General features: G+C 65.7%; 15 protein-coding genes, 1 tRNA gene, 1 pseudogene and 2 riboswitches. Of the genes and pseudogenes, 11 read left to right on the top strand and 6 right to left on the bottom strand.

Going from position 1 to position 25150, the window contains the following annotated elements; all coding sequences use genetic code 11:
- Nucleotides 1-42: 42 nt before the first annotated feature.
- A complete protein-coding gene (locus tag L0U83_RS13840) occupies nt 43-828 on the bottom strand; it encodes a hypothetical protein (RefSeq protein ID WP_233883400.1) in 786 nt (261 codons plus the stop codon).
- Nucleotides 829-1003: 175 nt separating this feature from the next.
- Here L0U83_RS13840 and L0U83_RS13845 point away from each other — a divergent pair.
- Nucleotides 1004-1125: pseudogene (locus L0U83_RS13845) on the top strand (methyl-accepting chemotaxis protein); the annotation flags it as partial.
- Nucleotides 1126-1560: 435 nt separating this feature from the next.
- Here the strand turns inward: L0U83_RS13845 and L0U83_RS13850 are convergent.
- Nucleotides 1561-1636: transfer RNA gene (locus tag L0U83_RS13850), tRNA-Arg, on the bottom strand.
- Nucleotides 1637-1954: 318 nt separating this feature from the next.
- Between L0U83_RS13850 and L0U83_RS13855 the strand changes: the two genes are divergently transcribed.
- On the top strand, nt 1955-2878 hold the full coding sequence (locus L0U83_RS13855) for a c-type cytochrome (protein ID WP_233883402.1): 924 nt from the start codon (nt 1955-1957) through the stop codon (nt 2876-2878).
- A gap of 90 nt (nt 2879-2968) precedes the next feature.
- On the opposite strand, the gene L0U83_RS13860 is transcribed toward L0U83_RS13855, so the two are convergent.
- Nucleotides 2969-5059, bottom strand: coding sequence for a UvrD-helicase domain-containing protein (locus L0U83_RS13860; RefSeq protein WP_233883404.1), 2091 nt, complete (start codon nt 5057-5059; stop codon nt 2969-2971).
- A gap of 310 nt (nt 5060-5369) precedes the next feature.
- On the opposite strand from L0U83_RS13860, the gene L0U83_RS13865 reads away from it, so the two are divergent.
- The 8 genes from L0U83_RS13865 (at nt 5370) to L0U83_RS13900 (ending at nt 16775) form a co-directional block, all read left to right on the top strand.
- Nucleotides 5370-6419 (top strand): oxidoreductase, encoded by a 1050-nt coding sequence (locus L0U83_RS13865; protein WP_233883406.1) that lies wholly within the window; start codon nt 5370-5372, stop codon nt 6417-6419.
- 166 nt (nt 6420-6585) lie between these two features.
- A complete protein-coding gene (locus L0U83_RS13870; RefSeq protein WP_233883408.1) occupies nt 6586-6954 on the top strand; it encodes a hypothetical protein in 369 nt (122 codons plus the stop codon).
- Between the two features lie 216 nt (nt 6955-7170).
- Nucleotides 7171-7281: riboswitch (glycine riboswitch) on the top strand.
- Nucleotides 7282-7339: 58 nt separating this feature from the next.
- Nucleotides 7340-7474: riboswitch (glycine riboswitch) on the top strand.
- An 89-nt stretch (nt 7475-7563) separates the two neighbouring features.
- Nucleotides 7564-8682, top strand: coding sequence for a glycine cleavage system aminomethyltransferase GcvT (gene gcvT, locus L0U83_RS13875; protein WP_233883410.1), 1119 nt, complete (start codon nt 7564-7566; stop codon nt 8680-8682).
- 75 nt (nt 8683-8757) lie between these two features.
- Nucleotides 8758-9138, top strand: coding sequence for a glycine cleavage system protein GcvH (gene gcvH, locus L0U83_RS13880; protein WP_233883412.1), 381 nt, complete (start codon nt 8758-8760; stop codon nt 9136-9138).
- Nucleotides 9139-9221: 83 nt separating this feature from the next.
- Nucleotides 9222-12173 (top strand): aminomethyl-transferring glycine dehydrogenase, encoded by a 2952-nt coding sequence (gcvP, locus tag L0U83_RS13885; protein ID WP_233883414.1) that lies wholly within the window; start codon nt 9222-9224, stop codon nt 12171-12173.
- Nucleotides 12174-12393: 220 nt separating this feature from the next.
- Nucleotides 12394-13488 carry an alginate lyase family protein gene (locus L0U83_RS13890; RefSeq protein ID WP_373321033.1) on the top strand — a complete coding sequence of 365 codons (1095 nt, stop codon included), beginning with the start codon at nt 12394-12396 and terminating at the stop codon, nt 13486-13488.
- 105 nt (nt 13489-13593) lie between these two features.
- The gene (locus tag L0U83_RS13895; protein WP_233883416.1) at nt 13594-14982 is read left to right on the top strand and encodes an L-serine ammonia-lyase; all 1389 of its coding nucleotides are present in this window, start codon (nt 13594-13596) and stop codon (nt 14980-14982) included.
- 74 nt (nt 14983-15056) lie between these two features.
- Complete coding sequence (locus L0U83_RS13900) at nt 15057-16775, top strand: thiamine pyrophosphate-binding protein (protein ID WP_233883418.1); 1719 nt, start codon at nt 15057-15059, stop codon at nt 16773-16775.
- A gap of 108 nt (nt 16776-16883) precedes the next feature.
- Here L0U83_RS13900 and L0U83_RS13905 read toward each other — a convergent pair whose 3' ends face one another.
- Together L0U83_RS13905 and putA are read right to left on the bottom strand one after the other, a co-directional pair.
- Entirely contained in the window at nt 16884-18032 is a 1149-nt protein-coding gene (locus tag L0U83_RS13905; protein ID WP_233883420.1) for a branched-chain amino acid ABC transporter substrate-binding protein, read from the bottom strand.
- A 96-nt stretch (nt 18033-18128) separates the two neighbouring features.
- On the bottom strand, nt 18129-22076 hold the full coding sequence (gene putA / locus L0U83_RS13910) for a trifunctional transcriptional regulator/proline dehydrogenase/L-glutamate gamma-semialdehyde dehydrogenase (RefSeq protein WP_233883428.1): 3948 nt from the start codon (nt 22074-22076) through the stop codon (nt 18129-18131).
- 290 nt (nt 22077-22366) lie between these two features.
- On the opposite strand from putA, the gene L0U83_RS13915 reads away from it, so the two are divergent.
- Nucleotides 22367-22516 (top strand): hypothetical protein, encoded by a 150-nt coding sequence (locus tag L0U83_RS13915; protein ID WP_233883430.1) that lies wholly within the window; start codon nt 22367-22369, stop codon nt 22514-22516.
- Between the two features lie 76 nt (nt 22517-22592).
- On the opposite strand, the gene L0U83_RS13920 is transcribed toward L0U83_RS13915, so the two are convergent.
- Nucleotides 22593-24848, bottom strand: coding sequence for a primosomal protein N' (locus L0U83_RS13920; protein ID WP_233883434.1), 2256 nt, complete (start codon nt 24846-24848; stop codon nt 22593-22595).
- Between the last annotated feature and the right edge of the window lie 302 nt (nt 24849-25150).

Consider the following 25150-nt stretch of genomic DNA (forward strand, 5'->3'; position numbering starts at 1 on the left):
TCCGAAGCGAAGCGATTTCGGTGGGAAACGGACGGAACGGGGTCACTGCACGCGATCTGCCGTATGCGTGGCGACCGCGGAATCCGAGATCAACATGTTGTGGCCGAACACACCGGCGTTCCTGAAGTGTTCGACGATTAGATAGCTGTGCAGTCGCTCGAGCAGAAAGCCGACCGAGCGGCGTTGATAACCGTCGCGCGCAACGAAGCGCGGCGAGTTCATAAACTCCGACGCGCGCTCAAGCACCGCGAAGATCGAGCGGAACAAGTCGACGTGGTAGAGACCGATGCTGCAGGACGGTACGAAGTGCTGCTGGCAGATGAATTTCAGCGCGTCCGACGAATCGAACAGCTTCTCCCCCATCATGTACTGCGTGAAACTCAGGAAATCCTCGAGTACATGCGCGCCGTGGTATTGGGCAATGACGCCTGCCGCACCGAGGGTGATCGGCGTATTGAAACAACTGTTCGTACGTTGACGGTCGAAGCAGTATGCGTATTTGCCGAGTTCCGATTCGTGAACCACCGTTGCCCACGGCAGATTGGCTGCTTTCGGAGCATTCACCGGCGTGGGCGAAATGAATCGGCGGTACTGAAAGATATTCAGATACTCGTATCCTGACGCGATTGCATCGACGTTGCGATACAGCCAGAAAAGCTGCGCGTATTCCGACAACGCATGCCCGTGCTCGCCGTACAGATCATCAGGCACAATTGCCTTTCTCCGGATGTTGCCCGGCACTGCATTCGGCGAAATCAGTAGATCGACGAAATGCGAGTGCTCGGCCGGAAACGGTACGTGCCCGATGCACACATTCAACGTATTCATTTTGACGAACCCACCAAGCCTTTTTGCGAAGCTAAAGGCTAACGGCTGTCCCCCCCCGTCAATCGACCGAACAGACTGCTCTTAGACGTGCAATTCTTCGGATGCGCTGCTGGCGACACTGCATCGTCATGCGCATGGTCGAGCCCACCTTGGTGAAGTGGGCGAAATCAGGAGTACGTTCGAAGGCATCGCGTTCCAGGCGAACATCTGGCGTTGAGCACGGCGATCGAGGCTTCCCACGCCGGCGAACAGGGTCGCGGCGTCTCGGTGGTGGCCGGGGAGGTGCGCAGTCTGGCGTAGTGCGCGGGTGCCCCCTTCCTCGTCACGGGCAGAAACGTCGCCGCGCGGCTGAGACCAGCATTATCCCCAGTTGGGTTGATGAGTTCGATCGCGTGCCCGGTTTCACTCGCGAAAATGATCGCTGGATCAGGGTGTTGATTCCTCGAACGTTCGCAGCCTTCGAGAGCGCTTTAATTCCTCACTTCCAGTCGCGGCGTCCGCGTGGCGGGAGCTTTTGAGCGCGTAATCCGGCAGTCTGCTGTCCCCGGGGCTGTAGTCAGTCCGGATGCGATTGATGACTGCAAATATGACGTTCAGTTCGCGAATAGCCTTAGCAGTAGCGTGACGCCTTTCGTGGAAATATGACCGGGGATGACGCCTGTTTGTCGAGTCCTATAGGCGTCCTGCTGCAGGACTCAAAGGACTCGCAACTTTGCCGAAGCCAGAACTACTTGGCGCGCCCGGCTGGGATCGAACCAGCAACCCCTGCCTTCGGAGGGCAGTACTCTATCCATTGAGCTACGGGCGCGTTGACTTGCTGGCACCACCATCTGACCGAAGAACTCGGGGAAAGCAGCACCGAAGGGAGACCGAGAGAATAACCGGTTTCGGTTAAACCGTCCACCGCGCGGCCTGCCCGCCGGTTATTCGGGGTCATATTACGGCGCGGCGTGCCACCTGCAACCGCCAGCCCTCCCGCTCCGGGTAAACGCCCGCTGAACTACGTCCGCACACGCCCACCAGCCGGAAAACCTTCCGTCTATAATCGTCGGTGTTTGATCCGCCGCATGGCCATTGCCGTCCTGCTGTACCGCTCACCATAAAACCAACGGGAGTCGAGACAAGCATGAGCGAAGCACCCCACGGAGCCCCGATCAAAACGCCCGGCCAGCTGATCGCCGCTGTCATCGCCGGGTTTGCCGTCCCCATCGTCATCATCATTCTGCTCGCCTATTACGTCGACAACACGACGCGCACCGGCGCGGGCACCGACGAGCTCTCCACCCAGCAGGTCGCCGCACGCATCGCGCCGGTCGCGCAGGTCAACGTGCGCGACGCCAACGCGCCGCGTGTCTATAAGACAGGCGAGCAGGTCTTCCAGGCGGTCTGCTCCGCATGTCACACGTCGGGCGCAGCCGGCGCGCCGAAGTTCGGCAACTCGGGCGACTGGGCGCCGCGCATCGCGCAGGGCTTCGACACGCTGTGGAAAACGGCGCTCTCGGGCAAGGGCGCGATGCCCCCGCGCGGCGGAACGAGCCCCGACGACTACAGCGACTACGAAATCGGTCTGGCCGTCGCCTATATGGCGAACCACGCCGGAGCGAACTTCCAGGATCCGCCCAAGCCCGCGCCGGGCGCGGCGAATGCAGCCAATGCAGCTTCGGGCGCGGCTGCCGCTGCACCCGCCCCGGGGGCACCCGGCGCCGATGCTAACGCCGCCCAGGCGCAAGCTGCCGCGGCGGCGATCGCGGCCATTCCGCAGGCGTCGTCTGCGCCCGCGGCAGGCGGCGGCTCGGAGAGCGCCGACGCCTCGCAGGCGGGCAAGGCGCTCTATCAACAGGTCTGCCAGGCGTGTCACGCAGCAGGCGTGCTGGGCGCGCCGAAGTTCGGCAACAAGGCCGACTGGGCGCCGCGTCTCAAGGAACCGATGGACACCGTCTACAACTACGCGCTGCATGGCAAGGGCCAGATGCCGCCCAAGGGTGGCTCGACCGCGCCGGACGCCGACGTGAAGGCCGCTGTCGATTACATGGTCAGCGCGGCGAAGTAAGCGACTCACGCGCGCATCGGGCAGAAACACGAAGGGCCGCGTCGATCATCGATGCGGCCCTTCGCCTTTTCGGTCAGAGGACAGCCGAGCTCACCCCTTCTGCAACAACGCCTTCAAACTCGCCAAGCGGTCCTTCGGTGTCATCGGCGCTTCCTCGGCGGTTGGCGGCGGCGCGTCGTCGAGGCCCATTTCCGGAATGAAGCGCGACGCCTCGCACACCACCGTCTCTCGCGCACGCTTGCGCTTCTTGCACCAGTTCAGATGCAGGCTGCGCTGCGCTCGCGTGATCGCCACGTACATGAGGCGGCGCTCTTCCTCGATGCGCCCTTCGTCGATCACGTCTTCTTCCGAGCCGCCGCGGTGCGGCATGATCCCCTCTTCCACGCCCACGAGGAACACGTGCGGATACTCCAGCCCCTTCGACGCATGCACGGTCGAAAGGCGCACCGCGTCCGGGTCCTCTTCCTTGCCTTCGAGCATCGACATCAACGCGACGGTCTGGATCAGGCCCATGAGGTTCTTGCCGGTGTCGGCGAGACCGTCGGCGTTGTCATAGCCGGTCGCCTCGCTGTCTTCGCCGATCTCCTGCTCGGGCTTCGTACCCTTGCGCTTGAGCCACTCCAGGAATTCGAGCACGTTCTGCCACTTCGACTGCGCCTGGCGCTCGTCGAAGGCGTCGTACAGATACGCCTCGTAGTGGATCGCGTCCATGAGGTCGTCGAGCACGACCGTAGCCGGATCCTTCTGCGCGCGCTCGGCGAGCCGCTGCAAGAAGTCGCAGAACACACGCATCGGCTCAACCTGGCGCGCCGAAAGCCGCGCCTCGATGCCGCCCATGTACACGGCCTCGAACAACGACACCTTCGCCTGCCCCGCGAACGAGCCGAGCGCTTCGAGCGTGGTGTTGCCCACGCCGCGGCGCGGCGTGGTGATCGCGCGGATGAAGGCGGGATCGTCATCGTGATTGGCGATCAGGCGCAGGTAAGCGCAGATGTCCTTGATCTCGGCCTTGTCGAAGAACGACTGGCCGCCCGAGAGCACGTAGGGAATGCGTTCGCGGCGCAGCACCTGTTCGAAGATGCGCGCCTGAAAGTTGCCGCGATAAAGAATGGCGTAGTCGCGAAACTGCGCGCGCCGCTCGAACTTGTGCGCCGAAAGCCGGAACACGACCGACTCGGCCTCGTGCTCCTCGTCATTGCAGGGCGTGACGGTGATGGTGTCGCCCATGCCGTGCTCGGACCAAAGCTTCTTCTCGAAGAGCTTCGGATTGTTCGCAATGACGTTGTTCGCCGCCGTGAGAATGCGCACCGTCGAGCGATAGTTCTGCTCGAGCTTGATGACGTGCAGCTTCGGGAAGTCCTTGCCGAGCTGCGCGAGGTTTTCGAGCGTCGCGCCGCGCCAGCCGTAAATCGCCTGATCGTCGTCGCCCACGGCCGTAAACGCCGCGCGCGGGCCCGCCAGCAGTTTCAGCAGCTCGTACTGGCAGGCGTTGGTGTCCTGATACTCGTCGACGAGCAAATAGCGCAGCTTGTTCTGCCAGCGGTCGCGCACCTGTTCGTTCTTCGCGAACAGTTCGGCAGGCAGGCGGATCAGGTCGTCGAAGTCGACAGCCTGATAGGCATGCAACGTCGCCATGTAGTTGCGGTACACGATGGCGGCCTGGTGCTCGTCCTCGTTCGAGGCCGTGGCAAGCGCCTGTTCGGGCATCACGAGACCGTTCTTCCAGAGCGAGACGATCGACTGGATCTTGCGGATGAAGCCTTTGTCCGTCGAGCCCACCTGCTCCTGGATCATGGCGAAGCAGTCGTCGGCATCCATGATCGAGAACTGGGGCTTGAGCCCGAGATGCTCGGCTTCCTGGCGCAGGATCTGCACGCCCAGAGAGTGGAACGTGCAGACCGTCAACTGGTTGGTCGGCACCTTGCGGCCTTCCTTGCCGGGCGTGGTGAGCGTCTTGCCTTCGAGCAGCTTGCCCACACGCTCGCGCATTTCGGCGGCGGCCTTGTTGGTGAAGGTGACGGCGGCGATATGGCGCGGCTCGAAGCCTTTCGCTTCGATGAGGTGCGCGATCTTCTGCGTGATGACACGCGTCTTGCCGCTGCCCGCGCCGGCGAGCACGAGACAGGGACCGTCGAGGTAGCGCACCGCTTCGTTCTGGGCGGAATTGAGGCCTGCGGACATCGTTGCTGGATTGGAAAAACGGGTGGTACGGCTGGGATGCGGGAATTCGTGACGCCGCGGCTTCGGGCAATAACCGCCGAAGCGCGGCGCACCGCACGGCGCGAAGCGTGCGAACGTCGCAGCGGCCTCTCACGCGGGAGGTGCGATGTTAACACGGCGCAGCGGTCCGCCGATGCCGCCCCCGATGTTGCTTCTCCTGCTTCCCTTCTTCGGCGCTCATCCGTCCCTCGCCGCGTTTCGCACGTTCTGCGCGCCGTGCCACAATAACGGGCTCCCGCCACCCGCACTCGCTGGAAAAAGGAAGCGCCAAATGACTGCACCGCTGCAAATCGGCCTGATGGGCTATGGCTTCGCCGGCCAGACCTTCCATGCCCCCGTGATCGCGCATAGCGGCGCCGCGCAGCTCGCGGCCATCGCAACGAGCCAGGGCGAGCGCGCCCAGGCCGACTATCCCCACGCGGCGATCGTGGCCGACCTCGACGCGCTGCTCTCGATCGACGCCATCGAATGCGTCGTGATCGCCACGCCCAACGACACGCACTACGACCTCGCGCGCCGCACGCTCGAGCGCGGCAAGCACGTGCTCGTCGACAAGCCCGTCACGCTCACTTCCGAGGAAGCGCGCACGCTCGCGTCCATCGCGAAGCAGCGCGGCCTCGTGTTTGCGCCGTTCCACAACCGCCGCTGGGACGGCGATTTCCTCACCGTGCGCGAGCTGATCGCAGGCGGTGAACTCGGCCGTGTCACGCACTACGAATCGCATTTCGACCGCTTCCGCCCGCAAGTGAAGCAGCGCTGGCGCGAAGACGCCACGCGCGGCGGCGGCCTGCTCTACGATCTCGGCCCGCATCTGATCGACCAGGCGCTCGCGCTCTTCGGCGCCCCCGAGTCGATCACGGCGTTCGTCCACACGCGCCGCGAAAATGCGAGTGCGCCGGACTATGCGCACCTCGTGCTGCGCTATCCGACCCACGACGCCGTGCTGCACGCCAGCGCGCTCGCCGCGTACGCACCGCGGTTCGCGATTCACGGCACGCGTGGCAGCTATCTGAAGAACGGGCTCGACACCCAGGAAGATCAGCTCAAGGACGGCCTGCGCCCAGGCCAGCCCGGTTTCGGCGCGGGCAACGAGGCCGGCCGCCTGCACGTGCTGCGCGATGACGGCCAGGAAGCCGATATCGAAGTGCCCAACGCAGCCGGCAATTACGCCGATCTGTACCGCGCGCTTGCCGCGGCGATCCGCGAAGGCAAGCCCTTCCCGGTGAGTCCGCAGGACGCCATCGACGTCATGACACTGATCGAACTCGCCATGCAAAGCGCGGAGGAAGGCCGCACGCTGGCGTTCGTGCGCCAGTCCTGATCGCTTTCGGTTACGGCGTCGACCTTGCATTGCGCCGACGCCGCTGAAAGGTCCATACAAACGGTTACATCTGCTTGCCGCTGTCGGGTCATCACGCGGCAATAGCCAGACGTTTGTGGACATGCAGGACAAAAAAGCAGCAACGACAAGACAAAGGAGAGTCTGAATGACCCGCTACACCCACGCTCTGCGTTTTATCGCCGCTGGCGCGCTCGTCTCGACCCTCGCCGCGTGCGTGGTCAACCAGCCAGCGCCGCGCCCCGCTCCGCCGCCCGGCCCGAACCCCCACGAAGTCGCCGTCGATCGTCTGCATCAGGTCGATGGCCGGATCGACAACCTGGGCCACCGCATCGACATGCGCGTGAATCAGGGCTACTACCCGCCGCCGCAGGGCAACGCGCTCCATCACCGCCTCGACACGATCCGCGGCGAAGCGCACGACATGGCGGCGCAGCACGGCGGCGGCATTTCGCCCGACGAGCAGCGCGTGCTGAACCAGGAACTCGACACGGCCGCTCACGCCATCGGCGAGTAAGCGCAACGCGCATTTGCCACGCGTGCACGGACCGCACTCGCAGTCCGTGCACCTCCCGCGGCTCATATCCGAACCGCCCCCGTTTTTTCGCCTGCGCCGGACAACGCGCGCCGCCGCTGCGCGTAAGCCAATATCAGCAAGCCTCACGGCCGTTTCCCTGCGCCGCACGCAGAATTTTTCCGCATTGACATAGCCCCGAGGCGTCGCGCACAATCGCTGCGCGCGCCGGGAGAGCGCGCCGTTTGCCCTAGTTTGCTTTCGCTAGTGCAACCGGCGCCGCCGAAGGGGCAACCCACAAACTCTCAGGCAAAAGGACCGTGCGCGCCGGACCGCTGTTTCGCCGCATTCGCGCTTTTTGCGCGAGGCAACGCGAAGCAGCTGATCAGTCCGAAACTCTGGAGAGCGGCAGTAGAACGAGCGGCGGCGGAAAGTAACCGCCACGCGTTCAGGCTGCCCACCGAAGGGGCGCGCGCCACATCAAAGGCGCAATCTCTCAGGTACCGAGGACAGAGGGGCCATGCAAGAACCGACCACGGGCATCGTGCCTGCGGCGCTTCCTGCATGGCCTTTTTCGTTTTCGCGCGAATTTTCGCGACCGCCTGAGGCCCCATGACCGAACTCAAACGCACCCCGCTGAACGACACGCACCGCGCGCTGAATGCCCGCATGGTCGACTTCGGCGGTTGGGACATGCCCGTCAACTACGGCTCGCAGATCGACGAGCATCGCGCCGTCCGCACCGACGCCGGCATGTTCGACGTCTCGCACATGTGCGTAGTCGACTTTTCGGGCCCGAAAGCGCGCGAGTTCTTCGCCCGCGCGCTCGCCAACAACGTCGCCAAGCTCACTACGCCGGGTAAGGCGCTGTATTCCTGCATGCTCAACCCCGAAGGCGGCGTGATCGACGACCTGATCGTCTACTTCTTCGCCGACGACCAGTTCCGCACCGTCGTCAACGCGGGCACCGCCGAAAAAGACATCGCCTGGTTCGAGAAGCTCAACGCCGAAGGCGGCTTCGGCCTCACCATTACTCCGCGCCGCGATCTCGCGATCGTTGCCGTGCAGGGCCCGAACGCACGCGAAAAGGTCTGGCAGGTCGCGCCCTCGTCGCGCAGCGCCACTGAAGTTCTCAAACCCTTCAACGCCGCGAAGATCGAAGCCACGCCGTTCGGCGAGCTGATGATCGCGCGCACCGGTTACACCGGCGAAGACGGTTTCGAAATCGTGTTGTCCGCAGCCGCCGTGTGCGAGTTCTGGGACGCCCTCCAGCGCCAGGGCGTGAAGCCCTGCGGCCTGGGCGCGCGTGACACGCTGCGCCTCGAAGCGGGCATGAACCTCTACGGCCAGGACATGGACGACGGCGTCTCGCCGCTCGACGCCGGCCTCGCCTGGACCGTCGACATGAAGGAGCCGCGCGACTTCGTCGGCCGTCCGGCGCTGGAAGCGAACGGCTCGCGTTCGGCCTTCGTCGGCCTGATCCTGCAGAAGGAAAACGGCAAGGCCGGCGGCGTGCTGCGCGCGCACCAGAAAGTGCTCACGCCGCATGGCGAGGGCGAGATCACGAGCGGTACGTTCTCGCCGAGCATGCAGGAATCCATCGCCTTCGCGCGCGTGCCGCAGGGCGTGCAGCCGGGCGATGTCGTGCAGGTGCAGATCCGTGACAAAGCCCTTCCCGCAAGCGTGGTAAAACTGCCGTTCGTGCGCAACGGCAAGGTGCTCGCCGCCTGATCCGCGAGGATCCTGCCGCAGCGCACGCCCTCCCCCTTTCAAGCAACAAAAACCGAACCACGCACTGGAGCAACCATGAGCATCCCGGCCGATCTGAAATACACCGAATCGCACGAGTGGATCCGCACCGAAGCCGACGGCACGCTGACCATCGGCATCACCGACCACGCGCAGGAAGCGCTCGGTGACATCGTCTTCCTCGAGCTGCCGGAAGCCGGCCGCGCGGTCACCGCTGGCGACGCCGTTGCCGTGATCGAGTCGGTCAAGGCCGCCTCGGACATCTACGCGCCGGTCGCAGGCGAGATCATCGAAGCGAACACGTCGCTCGTCGACACGCCCGACCAGGTGAACGGCGCGCCGTACGAGTCGTGGCTCTTCAAGATCAAGCCCGCCGCCGACGCCAATCTCGACTCGCTGATCGACGCCGCCGCCTACGAAAAGGCTATCGGCGCTTAAATCGCAACCTCGCCTTAACCGTCACGGCGCGGGCGGCGCGCTCACAGCGCCGCCCGCGCCGGCAGTAAAAAACCGGAACTCCCATGAAGCTCGAACACCCGGATCGTCTGATGAACTCCCCGCTCTCGCTTGCTGCGCTCGAAGCGCACGACGCTTTCGCCGCCCGCCACATCGGCCCTGACACGGCCGACCAGCAGGCGATGCTCGACGCGCTCGGCTTCGCCTCGCGCGCGGCGCTGATCGATGCGGTGATTCCGGCGAAGATCCGCCGCAACGAGACGCTGCCGCTCGGGCCGTTCTCGCAGCCGCGCTCGGAAGCCGAGGCGCTCGCCGCCCTGCGCGCGCTCGCGGACAAGAACCAGGTGTTCCGCTCGTATATCGGGCAGGGCTACTACGACACGCACACGCCGGCCGTCATCCTGCGCAACGTGCTCGAAAACCCGGCGTGGTACACCGCGTACACGCCGTACCAGCCGGAGATCTCGCAGGGCCGCCTCGAAGCTCTGCTGAACTTCCAGCAGATGATCACCGACTTGACGGGCCTCGCGATCTCGAACGCGTCGCTCCTCGACGAGGCCACCGCCGCCGCCGAAGCCATGACGCTCGTGCAGCGCGTGGGCAAGTCGAAGTCGAACGTGTTCTTCGTCGCCGACGACGTGCTCGCGCAGACCATCGAAGTCGTGAAGACGCGCGCGAAGCCGATCGGCATCGAGGTGAAAGTCGGTCCGGCCGCTGAAGCGGCAAATGCAGGCGCCTTCGGCGTGCTGCTCCAATATCCTGGCGTGAACGGCGACGTGCGCGACTACCGTGCGCTCGCGCAAGCCGTGCACGCTGCCGGCGGCGCGGTGATCGCCGCCGCCGACCTGCTCGCGCTCACCATGCTCACGCCCCCGGGTGAATGGGGCGCGGACGTGGCCGTGGGCAACTCGCAGCGCTTCGGCGTGCCGATGGGCTTCGGCGGCCCGCACGCCGCGTACCTCGCGGTGAAGGACGAATTCAAGCGCCAGATGCCGGGCCGCCTCGTCGGCGTGACCGTCGACGCACAGGGCAACCCGGCGCTGCGCCTCGCGCTGCAAACGCGCGAACAGCACATCCGCCGCGAGAAGGCCACCTCGAACGTCTGCACGGCGCAAGCCCTGCTCGCGATCATGGCGAGCATGTACGCCGTCTACCATGGCCCGCAAGGCTTGAAGCGCATCGCGCAGCGCGTGAACCGCGTCGCCGCGATCCTCGCCGCGGGCGCGAAGCAACTGGGCTATACGCTCGTCAACGAAGCGTTCTTCGACACGCTCACGTTCGAAGTCGGCCCGCGCACCCAGGCGCTGCACGACGCGGCGCTCGCGCGTGGCATGAACCTGCGCCACGTGAGCGAGACGCGTGTGGGCGTGTCCGTCGACGAAACGACCTCGCGCGCCGACCTCGCCGACCTGCTCGCCGTGTTCGCGCAAGCCGCGTTCGCTGGCGAAACGCCTTCGCTCGACAAGCTCGACGCTGAACTCACGCAAAACGCCGCTTTGACGTTCCCGGCCGCGCTGGCGCGCGAAAGCGCCTACCTCACGCACCCGGTGTTCAACCGTCACCATTCGGAAACGGAAATGCTGCGCTACCTGCGCAGCCTCTCCGACAAGGACCTCGCGCTCGACCGCTCGATGATCCCGCTCGGCTCGTGCACGATGAAGCTCAACGCGACCTCGGAAATGCTGCCGGTCACGTGGCCCGAGTTCGGCCGCATCCACCCGTTCGCGCCGGCTGAGCAAACCGTGGGCTATCGCGAGATGGTCGATCAGCTCGAACAGATGCTCGTGGCCGCGACGGGCTACGCCGCCGTCTCGCTGCAGCCGAACGCGGGCTCGCAGGGCGAGTACGCGGGCCTGCTCATCATCCAGGCGTACCACGCCTCGCGCGGCGAAGCGCATCGCAACGTCTGCCTGATTCCCGCTTCGGCGCACGGCACGAACCCCGCATCGGCGCAGATGGCCGGTATGCAGGTGGTCGTGGTCGCCTGCGACGCGCAAGGCAACATCGATCTCGCTGACCTCGAGGCCAAGGCCGAACAGCACGCCGCCAAGCTCGCGGCAATCATGATCACGTACCCCTCGACGCACGGCGTGTTCGAAGAGAACGTGCGCGAAGTCTGCGAAATCGTGCACACAGCGGGCGGCCAGGTGTACGTGGATGGCGCGAACATGAACGCGATGGTCGGTCTCGCGGCGCCCGGCCAGTTCGGCGGTGACGTCTCGCACCTGAACCTGCACAAGACCTTCTGCATTCCGCACGGCGGCGGCGGCCCGGGTGTCGGTCCGGTGGCGGTCGGCGCGCACCTCGCGCAATTCCTGCCGAACCAGCTTTCGTCGGGCTACAAGCGCGACGATCACGGTATCGGCGCAGTGAGCGCAGCGCCTTACGGCTCGGCCTCGATCCTGCCGATCTCGTGGATGTACATCGCCATGATGGGCGCCGCCAACCTGACCGCCGCGACCGAAAACGCGATCCTCAACGCGAACTATGTGGCAAACAAGCTCGCGCCGCACTTCCCGGTGCTCTACAGCGGCCCGGGCGGGCTCGTCGCGCACGAGTGCATTCTCGACCTGCGCCCCATCAAGGACGCGAGCGGCATCAGCGTGGACGACGTGGCCAAGCGCCTGATGGACTACGGCTTCCACGCCCCGACCATGAGCTTCCCGGTGCCGGGCACGCTGATGGTCGAGCCGACCGAGTCGGAGTCGAAGGAAGAACTGGACCGCTTCATCGACGCGATGGTTGCAATCCGTGAAGAAATCCGCGCCGTGGAAGATGGCCGCGCGGACAAGGAAGACAACCCGCTGCGCCACGCGCCGCACACGGCCGCCGTTGTGGTCGACGACGACTGGAAACACGCCTACTCGCGCGAGCAGGCCGCGTACCCGGTCGCGTCGCTCGTCGCGCGCAAGTACTGGCCGCCGGTTGGCCGCGCCGACAACGCGTATGGCGACCGCAATCTGTTCTGCTCGTGCGTGCCGATCGGAGAATATGCCGATGAAACGGCAGGCGAATAAGCCTCGTCCGGGCCGCTGCGTGATCTCCGGCTCACGCAGCGGCAGTCATCCCTCTCACATTTGCCGCCGCAAACCGCTAACATCACACACCTGTCAGCCTTGAATCAGGGAGTCGCGCATGGCGCGGAAGGTGGGAACGGATCTACTGCGGGACTCACTGCGGAATTTGCCGCATACCGCAACGCGGAATTCGGCCCGGCAGACCCGGCACGCGCGGGGCATGTTGCAAAACCGCCCGCCGCGCCTTGCCGCCGCGCTGGCGCTCGCCTGCGCGTCGTTCACCGGCACATTCGCTGGCACGGCCCAGGCGGCCATGAACTTTTGCGCGGCACCCGCGCTGCAATCGAGCGAGCGCACCAACTCCGACCCGGGTGTGAAGGCGCTCGTGGCCGACGTGCTGACGCATGTGAACGACACGCCGCGTCCGCTGCCGCGCCTGCACACCGAGGGCACGCTGCCGCACGAGGGCATCTACGATCAGAGCGTCGAGGCCGCGAAGGAACTCGATCTCATGCGCAACGCCGCGCTCGCGTGGCGCGCAACGAGCGACGAACGCTTCCTGAGACTCGTGGACCGCTTTCTGCTCGCGTGGGTCACCACGTACAAGCCGAGCTTCAATCCCATCGACGAAACGCGTTTCGAGGGGCTCATACTCGCGTACGACATGACCGCGAGCGCGCTGCCCGTGAAAACGCGCAACGCGACGATGCAGTTCCTGAACAGCTTCGCGAACGGCTATATCGCGCAGGTCGACGCGCAGCCGCGCCCGCTCAAGGGAACTTTCGCGAACAACTGGCAGAGCCATCGGGTCAAACTGATCGCGATGATCGCGTTCACGCTCGACAACCGCAAGATGATCGCGACGGCGCAGCGGCTCTTCGTGGAGCATCTCGGCGACAACGTCGCGCCCGACGGCTCGACGCTCGACTTCACCGAGCGCGACGCGCTGCACTACGTGACCTACGATCTGCAGCCGCTCGTAACCGCCGCGCTCGCCGCGAGACGCCACAACCGCAACTGGCTGACCGAGCGCGCGGCCAACGGCGCTACGCTCGCCAATGCGCTCGACTGGCTCACGCCCTACGCGCTCGGCCAGAAATCGCACGAGGAATTCGTGCATTCGAACGTACCGTTCGACGCGCAGCGGCGCGAAGCGGGCCTCCCAGGCTACACCGGCCAGTGGGACCCGAAAAACGCCGCGGAGCTGTTTCACCTGGCAGCGCGTCTCGACGGCCGCTTTGCGCCGGTCGCGCTGAAACTCGCGCCCACGCCGCCCGCGTGGCTCGCCGTCTGTCTGCCGTTGCCGGCGCGGTAAAACGCGCGCGGGTTGCGGCGGCGGCACGGAACTAACGATGCCGCGGAACGTTACTTCCGCGCCGCATCCCCGCAAACCAACGTCAGACAAGCAGGAGCAGTACCCATGGCAGTGAGCGTTTTCGATCTTTTCAAAGTCGGCATCGGGCCCTCCAGCTCGCACACGGTCGGGCCGATGCGCGCGGCGCTCATGTTCGCGGAAGGACTCGAGCGCGACGGCCTGCTCGCGAGCACCGCCGCCGTGAAAGTCGAGCTGTACGGCTCGCTCGGCGCAACCGGCAAGGGCCACGGCACCGACCGCGGCGTCATGCTGGGTCTCATGGGCGACGCGCCCGACACCGTCGATCCCGACACCATCAGCGAGCGTCTCGAAGCGGTGCGCACCTCGCGCCAGCTCGCGCTGCTCGGCCGCCATCCGATCGGCTTCGTGCCGAAGGAGCACGTGGCGTTCTATCGCCAGGCGCTGCCCGAACACCCGAACGGCATGAAGCTGCGTGCGCTCGACGCGAATAGCGAAACGCTGCGCGAGAGCACCTATCTCTCGGTGGGCGGCGGCTTCGTCGTCACGGCCGGCGCGCCGAACACGAAGGTGCTCGCCGCTGCGCAGCAATTGCCCAATCCGTTCACCACGGGCGCCCAGATGCTCGCGCTGTGCGCTTCGACGGGCAAGAGCGTCGCGCAGCTGATGCTCGAAAACGAGCGCGTCTGGCACAGTGACGAGCAGATCCGCTCAGGTCTCCTGCGTATCTGGGACGTGATGCAGTCGTGCGTCTCGCGCGGTTGCGGCATCAACAATCCCGGCGCCGACGGCACGCTGCCCGGCCCCTTCGCCGTGAAGCGCCGCGCGCCGCAGTTGTATCGCGCGCTCACGAGCAACCCCGAGCGCGCGCTGCAAGACCCGCTCTCGATGATCGACTGGATCAACCTGTACGCGATCGCCGTGAACGAGGAAAACGCCGCGGGCGGCCGCGTGGTGACCGCGCCGACGAACGGCGCAGCGGGCATCATCCCCGCCGTGCTGCACTACTACGTGCGCTTTACGCCAGGCGCAAACGAGCAAGGCGTGATCGACTTCCTGCTCACCGCAGCCGCCATCGGCATTCTCTACAAGCTCAACGCGTCGATCTCCGGCGCGGAAGTGGGCTGCCAGGGCGAAGTGGGCGTGGCCTGCTCGATGGCTGCGGGCGCGCTCGCAGCCGTCCTGGGCGGCACGCCGCTGCAAGTGGAAAACGCCGCCGAAATCGGCATGGAGCACAACCTCGGCCTCACCTGCGATCCCGTCGGCGGCATGGTGCAGATTCCCTGCATCGAACGCAACGCCATGGCTTCGGTGAAGGCCGTGAACGCCGCGCGCATGGCGCTGCGCGGCGACGGCGCGCACTACGTCTCGCTCGACTCCGTCATCAAGACGATGCGTGAGACCGGCGCCGACATGAAGACGAAGTACAAGGAGACCTCGCGCGGCGGCCTCGCGGTGAACATCGTCGAGTGCTGATTCGTTGAAGCGCTGTCGCCTTGCCCGAAGTATCCAGACGTAATCACGCAACGATTGAAGGAGACTTGACCGCCATGCAGCAGCCGAACGCATCCGCCACCACCGAAGCCACCACGACCGGGGCTCGCCTCGTCGTCGACGCACTCGTCGCCAATGGCGTCGAGCGCGTGTTCTGCGTACCGGGCGAAAGCTATCTCGCGGTGCTCGATTCGTTGGCCGACGAAACCGCGAAGATCGAAACCGTGGTGTGCCGTCACGAGGCGGCGGCGGCGAACATGGCGGAAGCGATCGGCAAGCTCACGGGCAAGCCGGGCATCGCGCTTGTCACGCGCGGGCCGGGCGCCACGCACGCCTCGATCGGCGTGCACACGGCGTTCCAGGACTCCACACCGATGATCCTGCTGATCGGCCAGGTCGCGCGCGATCAGATGGACCGCGAGGCGTTCCAGGAGATCGACTATCGACGCATGTTCGGCCAGATGGCCAAGTGGGTCACGCAGATCGACGACGCGCGCCGCGTGCCCGAATATCTGAGCCACGCGTTCCATATCGCGATGTCGGGCCGGCCGGGCCCAGTCGTGCTCGCGCTGCCGGAAGACATGTTGAGCGGCGCGATTCCCGCAGCCGAAGCGCAGCCCATCGCGCCGCCCGCGCAACGCGTGCAGGCCTCGCCTTCCGCTGCGCAGATGGAGCGCGTGCGCGAACTGCTCGCGGGTGCGAAGAAGCCGTTCGTGATCGCGGGCGGACATGGCTGGAACACGCACGCATGCGCGGACTTCCAGCGCTTCGTCGAGAACTGGCAATTGCCGGTCGGCCTCGCGTTCCGCTTCCAGGACACGCTGAATAACGAGCACCCGAACTACGCGGGCGACGTGGGTCTCGGCGTGAATCCCGCGCTCGCGAAGCGCATTCGCGAAGCCGACGTGCTGCTCGCGCTCGGGCCGCGTCTGGGAGAATCCACGACGGGCGGCTACACGCTCTTCGATATTCCCAAGACGAAGCAAACGCTCATTCACGTGCATCAGGGCGCGGAGGAACTCGGCCGCGTCTATGCAGCGGATCTTCCGATCGTTTCGGGCCTCGCGGAAATCGCGGCGCTGCTCGCAGAACTTCCCGCGCCCGCTCAACCCGCGTGGGCCGGCAGCGCCGCTGAAGCGCACGAGGCGTGGCACGCATGGCGCAAGCCGCTGCCGATGCCGGGCGACGTGCAACTCGGCGAAATCATGCAGCAACTGCGCGCACGCCTGCCCGACGACGCGATCGTCACGAACGGCGCGGGCAACTACGCGACATGGCTGCATCGCCATTTCGCGTATCGCCACTTCCGTTCGCAACTCGCGCCCACGAGCGGCGCGATGGGCTACGGCGTGCCCGCCGCGATCGCTGCGAAGTCGCTCTATCCTTCGCGCACCGTGGTCGCGCTCGCGGGCGATGGCTGCTTCATGATGGCCTCATCGGAACTCGCCACGGCGATGCAGTACGGGCTGAATGTCGTGTTCATCGTCGTGAACAACTCGCACTACGGCACGATCCGCATGCACCAGGAGCGCCACTATCCGGATCGCGTGCATGGCACGCAGCTCACGAACCCTGACTTCGCGGCGTTTGCCCAGTCGTTCGGCGCGCACGGCGAAGTCGTCACGACCACGGCGCAATTCGCGCCCGCACTGGAGCGCGCGCTCACGGCAGGCAAACCCGCGCTGATCGAGATCCGCGTGACGAAGGAAGCGAGCACGCCTGCGGCTACGCTCGAACAGATTCGCGAAGCGGGCAAGAAAATGCGCGGAGAGTGACTGAAGAGGAATCCTGAATAAGCTCACCTTCAAGGTGAACGCATATGCAAAAGCCCCGCAGATCTTTCGATTCTGCGGGGCTTTTTACTTCAGCCTGGCGTCAGGTGCTTACTTGCCGCCCACGCTTTGCAGCGTCGTCCACTTGCCGTCGACAACCTTGTACAGCGTGATGCCGCCGTTCTTCAGGTCGCCGCGCGTGTCGTACGCGAGGTCCGCCGACGTGACAGCCGGCATGCTGGTCTTCGCGAGGAACGGCAGGTACTTCGCCGGATCCGTCGAGTTGGCCTTCTTCATGGCCGCGAACATCGCCATTGCGCCGTCGTAGGCGTACGGCGAGTACGTCTGCACGTCTTCGCCGAAGCGCTTCTTGTACTTCTCGACGTAGTCCTTGCCACCCGGCATCTGGTCGAGCGGCAGGCCGGCGAGCGAGGCCACCGTGCCGTTCGCCGCGTCACCTGCGATCTGCAGGAACGTCGGCGTGTGGACCATTTCGCCGCCCATCAGCGGCGCCTTGATGCCGAGCGACTTCATCTGCTTGACCATCGGTGCCGCTTGCGAATCCGCGCCGCCGAAGTAGACGAGATCGGGGTTCATCGCCTTCGCCTTCGTCAGAACCGACTTGAAGTCGACGGCCTTGTCGTTGGTGTACTCGCGGTCGATGATGTTGCCGCCTGCAGCCTTCGCAGCCTTCGAGAACTCGTCGGCGAGACCCTGGCCGTAGGCCGTGCGGTCATCGATCACGACGATCTTCTTCATGCCGAGGCTCTTCACCGCGAACGTGCCCGCCACCGAACCTTGCTGCGTGTCCGAGGTCATCATGCGGAACGTGGTCTTGAAGCCTTGTTGCGTGTACTCCGGCGCCGTCGCCATGGCGATCTGCGGGATGCCCGCGTTCGCGTAGATGCGCGAAGCCGGGATCGTCGTGCCCGAGTTGAAGTGGCCGAGCATGCCCTTGATGCCGTCGTCGACGAGCTTCTGCGCGACCGTCGTGCCCGTGCGCGGGTCAGCCTGATCGTCAGCCGAGTCCAGCACGAAGTGAACCGGCTTGCCGCCGATCACGGGCTTCGTGGCGTTGATGTCTTCGACCGCGAGCGTGATGCCGTTCTGGAAGTCCTTGCCATAGTGCGCCTGCGCGCCGGTCATCGGACCGGCGAAACCGATCTTCACGTCTTCGGCTTGTTGTGCGTGCGCAGTCCCCGCCAGCGACAGGGCGGCAACAAGCGTTGCGCCTGCCAGCTGCTTCATCGTGTGTTGCATTGCTTCTCCTTGGTACCAGGTATCAAACGAGCGGCTTCGGATTCGATGAGCCTTGCCGCTTCCTTGTCTTGAGACGATCGACAGTATGGCCTGTGCTTAACCGATCGTCATCAAATTTGCATTACCGCCTGCTGCTGCCGTATTCACGCTGACCGAACGTTCCGCGAGCAGTCGTTCGAGAGCGTAATCTTCATCGCCGTTGGCGAGCGCGTGCGCTGCCACGCCTTGCACCGAGACGATCGGGCCAGGACGCTTGGCCACTTCCTTCACGAGTGCGAGCAGTTCGTCGCTGTCGCCTTCGAAGAGAACCGCATCGAAGTCGGCGTCAGCCGTCTTCTTGATCGCCACGTGGGCCTTCAGCGTTGCCGGGAGCGCATTCACCAGCGCTTCGCCCGCCGCGCCCTGGAACAGCGCGCGGTTGCCCGTTGCCAGCGCAACAGCGAGTTGCGCGCGTGCGCCCGTTGCCGTGGACGGTACGCACAGCACCGTGCCGCGCGCCGAAAGCGTGTACGTGTTGCGCTCGCCCGTCGGGCCCGGCAGAACCGCCGTGGCGCCTGCGAGCACGTATTCGAGGTAGCCGTCGCAGCGTGCCGCGAGTGCGGGCTCGCGCTCGGTGATGAGCCAGTCGCGCAGCGTCGTGAGCGCAGTCTGTGCCGACTGCGGCGCGCCGTTGTTGGCTTCGGCGCCTTGCGGCGCATCCACGACGAGCACGTCGGCGAGCGACTTCGGCAAACCCGCCGGACGCTTCGCAAGCAGACGCGAGAGATACAGCGCGCCACCCGCCTTCGGACCCGTGCCCGACAGGCCTTCGCCGCCGAACGGCTGCACACCCACCACCGCGCCGATCACGTTGCGGTTCACGTAGATGTTGCCCACGTGGGCGCGGCCAATCACGTGCGCAATCGTTTCGTCGATACGCGTGTGAATGCCGAGCGTGAGGCCATAGCCCGTTGCGCGGATCTGCTCGAGCAGCTTGTCGAGCTGGCTGCGGCGATAGCGCACCACGTGCAGCACCGGGCCGAACACTTCGCGCTTGAGTTCGTCGAGGCTATCCAGTTCGATGAGCGTGGGCGGAACGAACGTGCCTTGCGCGCAGGTGTCGGGCGTCGGCATCTGCTGGACCTTGCGGCCCTTTTCACGCATGCCGGCCACGTGCGTGTCGATGCCGCGCTTCGCGTCGACGTCGATCACCGGGCCGACATCGGTCGAGAGACGGTCGGGGTTGCCCACCGCGAGTTCTTTCATCGCACCCGTGAGCATTTCGAGCGTGCGGTCGGCTACGTCGTCTTGCAGGCACAGCACGCGCAGTGCGGAACAGCGCTGGCCAGCCGAGTCGAACGCGCTTTGCAGCACGTCGGCCACCACCTGCTCCGCGAGCGCCGACGAATCGACGATCATCGCGTTCTGGCCGCCGGTTTCGGCGATCAGCGGAATCGGGCGGCCTTCGGAGTCGAGGCGCTCGGAAAGCGTCTTGTTGATGAGGCGCGCAACTTCCGTCGACCCCGTGAACATCACGGCACGCGTGCGGTGATCGGCGACGAGCGCCGCGCCCACGGTTTCGCCGTTGCCCGGCAGCAGTTGCACCGCGCCCGCCGGCACGCCGGCTTCGCGCAGGATGCGCACGGCTTGCGCGGCGATCAGCGGCGTTTGTTCAGCAGGCTTCGCGAGCACCGTGTTGCCGGCTGCGAGCGCGGCGGCCACCTGGCCCATGAAGATCGCGAGCGGGAAGTTCCACGGGCTGATACACACCACGGGGCCGAGCGGGCGATGCGTGTCGTTCGAGAACTCGTCGCGGATCTGCGTGGAGTAGTAGCGCAGGAAGTCGATCGCTTCGCGAATTTCGGCCACGGCGTTCGGCAGCGACTTGCCCGCTTCGCGCACGATCAGGCCCATCAGCGTGTGCATCTGCGCTTCGAGCAAATCGGCGGCGCGCGCGAGGCAATCTGAGCGCGCTTCGACGGGCGTGGCCTGCCAGATCGGCGCGGCGGCCACGGCGTGCGAGAGCGCGGCGCTCACGTGTTCGCTCGTTGCTTCCACAACGGTCCCGACGAGATCGCGATGATCGGCCGGATTGCGCACGTCGCGTGCGGCGCCGTCTGCGATGTCGTTGTCGGCAAGCATCGGCGCGGCGCGCCACGGGTGATGGGCGCTAGCCAGCAGCGCCGACGAAAGCGATGCGAGACGATGCTCGTTCGACAGATCGAGGCCCATCGAATTGAAGCGCTCGTTGCCGTACAACTCGCGCGGCAACGGAATCTTCGCGTGCGGCGCGCCGAGCGGCACGACCTTGGCGGCGTCGTCGATGGGATTCGTGACCAGTTCGCTCACCGGCACGGATGCATCGGCGATGCGGTTCACGAACGACGTGTTCGCGCCGTTTTCGAGCAAGCGGCGCACGAGATACGCAAGCAGCGTTTCGTGCGTGCCGACCGGCGCGTAGACACGGCACGGACGGTTGAGCTTGCCTTGCGAAAGCGGGCCCGTGACTTCTTCGTACAGCGGCTCACCCATGCCGTGCAGGCACTGGAATTCGTACTGGCCGGGATAGTAGTTCTGGCCCGCGAGGTGATAGATCGCAGAGAGCGTGTACGCGTTATGCGTGGCGAACTGCGGATACACGGCGTCCGGCGCGCCGAGCAGCTTCTTCGCGCAGGCGAGGTAAGACACATCCGTGTAGATCTTGCGCGTGTACACCGGGTAGCCTTCGAGGCCATCCACTTGTGCGCGCTTGATTTCCGTATCCCAGTACGCGCCCTTCACGAGGCGCACCATGATGCGATGACGGCTGCGGCGCGCGAGATCGACGATGTAGTCGATCACGAACGGGCAGCGCTTCTGGTAAGCCTGCACCACGAAGCCGATGCCGTTCCAGCCAGCCAGTTCCGGATCGAAGCACAGCGCTTCGAGCAGGTCGAGCGAGAGTTCGAGGCGGTCGGCTTCTTCGGCGTCGATATTCAGGCCGATGTCATAGCGGCGGGCCAGCACGGCGAGCGCGCGCACGCGCGGCAGCAGCTCGCCCATCGTGCGTTCCTGCTGCGCGCGCGAGTAGCGCGGGTGCAGCGCGGAGAGCTTGATCGAGATGCCAGGGCCTTCGTAGATGCCGCGTCCACCTGCGGCCTTGCCGATGGCGTGGATCGCCTGTTCGTACGATGCGTAGTAGCGCTGAGCATCGGCTTCCGTCGTCGCGGCTTCGCCGAGCATGTCGTACGAGTAGCGGAAACCGCGCGCTTCGAACTTGCGGCTGTTGGCAAGCGCTTCGGAGATGTTCTCGCCGGTCACGAACTGCTCGCCCATCAGGCGCATGGCCATGTCCACGCCCTTGCGGATCAGCGGCTCGCCGCCCTTGCCGATCATGCGCGTGAGCGCCGACGACAGACCGGTTTCGCTGTTCGTCGTGACGAGCTTGCCGGTGATCATGAGACCCCAGGTCGCGGCGTTCACGAACAGCGACGGCGCGTGGCCCACGTGCGACTTCCAGTCGCCCTTGCTGATCTTGTCGCGAATGAGCGCGTCGCGCGTGGCGCGGTCGGGAATGCGCAGCAGCGCTTCGGCGAGGCACATCAGCGCCACGCCTTCCTGGCTGGACAGCGAAAACTCGTGGATCAGGCCTTCCACGCCGCCGCCGGTGCCCTTCGCGCGCAGCGTTTCCACGAGCTTGGTGGCGAGCTTCGTCACCTCGCCCGTGAGGTTGGCCGGCAGGCGCGCTTCGCCGATCAGGAACGGCACGCACTCCGGCTCCGGGCGGCGGTACGCCGCCGTGATGGCCGCGCGCAGCACCGACTGCGGTTGCACGTTCTGCGCGAATTCGAGGAACGGGTGCGAGGCGGCTTCGTCGTCCTCGGCGGTAGCACCTTCGGCGAGATCGGTCGCACCGACGTGGCCGTTGAGTTCGGGAGGCAGCTGACCGTGCTCGATTTTCTCGAGATAGGCGAAGATGGCTTGCTTGATGAGCCAGTGCGGCGTGCGCTCGAGTCGTGTGGCGGCGTCCTTGAGGCGGGCGCGGAGGAGATCGTCGACTTTGACGCCAAGTGTGGTGCTAGCCATGTTTCCTTCGTATGCCGGCAGACCCGCACCGGCGGTGACTAAAAAGTTGGCGAATCGTAACCCTACAAATAAAAAGGTGCAACCACTCTCTCGATATGGTTGCACCATTCTGGAAGCCTTGTGCAGCCGGGCTTTACGTCCGATGGCCGCCCACCGGGCCGCGCGGGTTGCGTTCGGTATTTTCCCTGGTCCAACAACACGCAGGACAACCCTAATCGATTCCGCGGCCGTGCCGTTATACAAACAGAGCGGGGGTTGTTGGTCACAAGAAAGAGCGAAGGGACCGGAAAATGGAAAAGCTGCTGGTAATCGCAGGGATCTGGACGATGTGCGCCATGTGCGCCGTGCTTTTCATGCGCGGTGCGACGGCGCCGGATGAACGCCGTATGAGCTTGAAGCGAGCGTCGCGCAGGGAAGTGGCCGATACCGTCGGCCAGTAAGGAAGGAAACGGGAAGTTGATGCCGGGTGGCCCCGCTGTTGCCGCAGGGTGCACGTCTGCGGGGCCACGTCCGCTGCTAGATATCGAGCGGATCGACTTCGAGATTCCAGCGCAGCACGCCGCGCAACGCGCGCAGCGCGGGCTGCCACGCACGTAGCGTCGCCTGCAATGCGGCGCGCGACTGGCTTTCCACGAGCAGTTGCGCGCGATGCACGTTCATCACCTTCACGATGGTGAGCGGCACCGCGTCGTAGGCCATGACGCGCTCGGCGCCTGGAATCGCCGTGAGCGCATCGGCGGCCTGGGCGAGAAATGCCAGCGCGGCCTCGAGCGTGCGCCCTTCGGCGCGCAGTAACGCCTGATAGACGAACGGCGGCAGGTGCGCGTCGCGCCGCTCCGCGACCTGCGTATTAGCAAAACCCACATAATCCTGGCGCGCCAGTGCGTGATAGAGCGCATGGCGCGGATAGCGCGTCTGCACGAGCACCTCGCCGGGCAGTCCGGCGCGCCCCGCGCGTCCGCTCACCTGCATCAGTTGCGCGAACAGGCGCTCGCTCGCCCGGAAATCGTGCGAAAAGAGCGCATTGTCGGCGTTCAACACGCCAACTAACGAGACGCGCTGGAAGTCGTGCCCCTTCGCGATCATCTGCGTGCCCACCAGGATGTCGACTTCGCCCGCGTGCACGTCGGAGAAAAGCGCCTGCGCGCTGCCCTTGCGGCGCGTGCTATCGGCGTCGATACGCAGCACCCGCGCCCCCGGCACCGCGCTCGCGAGCGCTTCCTCGATACGCTGCGTGCCGCGCCCCATCGGCGCGATGTCGACGTTGCCGCACTCGGGGCACGAATGCGGAATGCGCGACTCCCAGCCGCAGTGATGGCAGCGCAGCGCGCGCTCGGGCTTGTGCAGCACGACGTACGCGGTGCAACGCGGGCAGCCTGCCACCCAACCGCAGGCATCGCACGCGAGCGTCGGCGCGTAGCCGCGACGGTTCAGGAACACGAGGCTTTGCTCGCCGCGCTCGAGACGCGCCTTCATCGCCGCGACCAATGGCCCGGATAGCCCCTCGAACGAGGCGCGGCCGCGCCGCCGCTCTTCTTCGAGGTCGATCAGCTTGACGGTGGGCAGCACCGCGTCGGCAATGGCGCGGCGCGTGAGCGTGAGGCGCGTGTAGCGCCCCTGCTCGGCCTGCCACCAGCTTTCGAGCGACGGCGTGGCCGAGCCCAGCACGACCGGCACGCCGAGCTGCTTCGCGCGCCATACAGCGAGGTCGCGCGCCGAGTAGCGCAACCCTTCCTGCTGCTTGTAGGCGGGGTCGTGCTCCTCGTCGACCACGAGCATCGCAAGACGCGGCAGCGAGGCGAGCACCGCGAGACGCGTGCCGAGCACAATGCGCGCGCGGCCCGTGTGCGCCGCGAGCCAGTTGCGGGCGCGCTCGCCTTCGGCCAGACCGCTGTGAAGCGTAACGATGGCGTCGCTGGCGAGCGTGGCCGCGAAGCGCGTGCGAAAAGCCGCTTCGAACTGCGGCGTGAGATTGATTTCGGGGACGAGCACGAGCGCCTGGGCGCCAGGGTCGCGCTCGAGCAGCGCCGCGAGCCCGCGCAGATAGACCTCGGTCTTGCCGCTGCCCGTCACCCCATGCAGCAGGAAGGGCGCGAAACCGCTCGACGCGCCGATCGCTTCCACGGCGTCGGCTTGCTCGTCGCTCAGGCGCGGGATTTCCACAGCGGCGATGGCATCCGCGGCGCCGCTGGCCACGCTCGCGGCCGCGCCAAACTCGATGCATTCGTGCTCGACCCAGCCGGACTCGCACCAGGCTTCAAGCGTCGCAATCGCCTTGGGATGCAGCGCGCGGGCTGCGGCTGCGTCGAGTTCGCCGGCATCGGCCAGCGCCTGCGCAAGACGACGCAACGCCTGAGCGCGCGCCGGCAAGGCGTCGGGGAGTGCAGCGCGGCCTTCCGGCAGCAGACGGTAGCGCTCCTCGGGGGCGAGCAGCCGCGCCCAGCGCGACGGATCGCGCAACGCCTGCGGCAGCGCCGGCAACGCGACTTCGCCCAAGCCCCGTTGATAGTAGTCGGCGGCAAAGCCAGCCAGCGCGAGCCATTGCGCCGAAAGCGGCGGGCAGGCGGCGCACACCGCGCTCACGTCACGGAGCTTGTTTGCGGGTACGTCGCTGTGAGCGCTCACTTCGCAGATGAGGCCGACCACGTCGCGGCGCCCGAACGGCACACGCACCAGCATGCCGGGCGCGGGCGCGCTGTCGAGGCCATAGCGATAGTCGTAGAGCGCGTCCAGAGGGTGGTCCAGCGCCACGCGCACGTACTGCCCTGTCATGTCCCGCTCCCAGGGAAGTTCCGTACGCTAGCGCACAGACACGCAAACCTAAAGTGATACTTGAGATTTCGCGCTAAGTTTTGGATTCCGCAGAACAATCGCGCCCCCGAATCTGCGCCTGTGGATAACTTTGTTGAGAACTTGCCGGGCTCCGTCGGAGCGCGTCCGCGCAGGGTCGTTATGTGGGATACCGCACAGAGCGCCGTGGAGCGCCGAAAGCCTTGTCTGTCAAGGGTCTGATTGATTCTGCTCAGACTTGAGCGGGTGCCTGCGACAACCTTTCCCTCTTGCGCGCCGCAACG

The sequence above is a fragment of the Paraburkholderia flagellata genome (assembly GCF_021390645.1).
GTDB lineage: Bacteria > Pseudomonadota > Gammaproteobacteria > Burkholderiales > Burkholderiaceae > Paraburkholderia > Paraburkholderia flagellata.

Bases quoted from the DNA above. Each gene is read 5' to 3' on its own strand.
- L0U83_RS13865 (WP_233883406.1), top strand. From the start codon at position 5,370: ATGACTGCACCGCTGCAAATCGGCCTGATGGGCTATGGCTTCGCCGGC.
- L0U83_RS13920 (WP_233883434.1), bottom strand. From the start codon at position 24,848: ATGACAGGGCAGTACGTGCGCGTGGCGCTGGACCACCCTCTGGACGCG.
- putA (WP_233883428.1), bottom strand. From the start codon at position 22,076: ATGGCTAGCACCACACTTGGCGTCAAAGTCGACGATCTCCTCCGCGCC.
- L0U83_RS13905 (WP_233883420.1), bottom strand. From the start codon at position 18,032: ATGCAACACACGATGAAGCAGCTGGCAGGCGCAACGCTTGTTGCCGCC.
- gcvP (WP_233883414.1), top strand. From the start codon at position 9,222: ATGAAGCTCGAACACCCGGATCGTCTGATGAACTCCCCGCTCTCGCTT.
- L0U83_RS13895 (WP_233883416.1), top strand. From the start codon at position 13,594: ATGGCAGTGAGCGTTTTCGATCTTTTCAAAGTCGGCATCGGGCCCTCC.
- L0U83_RS13915 (WP_233883430.1), top strand. From the start codon at position 22,367: ATGGAAAAGCTGCTGGTAATCGCAGGGATCTGGACGATGTGCGCCATG.
- gcvT (WP_233883410.1), top strand. From the start codon at position 7,564: ATGACCGAACTCAAACGCACCCCGCTGAACGACACGCACCGCGCGCTG.
- L0U83_RS13890 (WP_373321033.1), top strand. From the start codon at position 12,394: ATGTTGCAAAACCGCCCGCCGCGCCTTGCCGCCGCGCTGGCGCTCGCC.
- L0U83_RS13855 (WP_233883402.1), top strand. From the start codon at position 1,955: ATGAGCGAAGCACCCCACGGAGCCCCGATCAAAACGCCCGGCCAGCTG.
- L0U83_RS13840 (WP_233883400.1), bottom strand. From the start codon at position 828: ATGAATACGTTGAATGTGTGCATCGGGCACGTACCGTTTCCGGCCGAG.
- L0U83_RS13870 (WP_233883408.1), top strand. From the start codon at position 6,586: ATGACCCGCTACACCCACGCTCTGCGTTTTATCGCCGCTGGCGCGCTC.
- L0U83_RS13900 (WP_233883418.1), top strand. From the start codon at position 15,057: ATGCAGCAGCCGAACGCATCCGCCACCACCGAAGCCACCACGACCGGG.
- gcvH (WP_233883412.1), top strand. From the start codon at position 8,758: ATGAGCATCCCGGCCGATCTGAAATACACCGAATCGCACGAGTGGATC.
- L0U83_RS13860 (WP_233883404.1), bottom strand. From the start codon at position 5,059: ATGTCCGCAGGCCTCAATTCCGCCCAGAACGAAGCGGTGCGCTACCTC.